This window comes from Oleiphilus sp. HI0086, from assembly GCF_001635225.1.
On the sequence record NZ_LWFZ01000094.1, the window covers coordinates 1 to 730 of the forward strand.

A 730-nucleotide genomic window follows, 5' to 3' on the forward strand; every position below is an offset into this window, starting at 1 on the left:
TTCCAGTATTGAATATGACGGCCCTGCACAGTGGATGCGTGATATGGGAACTAGCGGCCCAGAAGCCTGTACCACAGGGGATGTCGAAAGTGGCGCGGTTGAAGCGGACTACGACCAAGCTGTCGAGGACTGTGGCGGCCTGGATAAGCTGCTAACGACAGAAGAAGTGAACGATACCGTTTGGTACAGCGAGCAAGATACGGTTGCTTTTGATAGCGGTGGAACCGGCAGCTTCGAAGACCATCACACTGGAACTGAATACACGACTACCTGGTCGATAGATTCTGGCTTTGTTCGCTTTACGGCGACAAGTGCTTCAGGAGTATTCTCTCGTAAGCTAGGCATCTTGTCTGATGGCTTCCCTCATATTTCTACCAAGTTCTTCCATGATGGTGAAGCTAATGACTACATTGCTAGCATGCTGTATGCAGTGAGTGAAGATGCGACTGACAGTGACTCAGACGGTATACCGGATGATATTGATAACTGTCCGACTGATGCAAACAGTGATCAGCAAGATAGCGACCATAATGGAATAGGTGATGCCTGTGATGGGGGAGACACCTCTGGTCATATGTTTACGGTAGAAGAACTTTCTGACCAAACTCGCTTTAATGTTTACTTCGACGATGCGCCAGATGATGGTGGCGACCCTTACTACATTCTGGAGTCCATGACCTTTAATTCTGATGGCTCGTTTAGTGCTGAGCTAGATGACAATGCCTTGTCG

General features: G+C 48.6%; 1 protein-coding gene. It reads left to right on the forward strand.

Going from position 1 to position 730, the window contains the following annotated elements; genetic code table 11:
• A partial coding sequence (locus A3756_RS01375; protein WP_197481088.1) for a thrombospondin type 3 repeat-containing protein occupies window positions 1-730 on the forward strand: 730 nt, incomplete at both ends.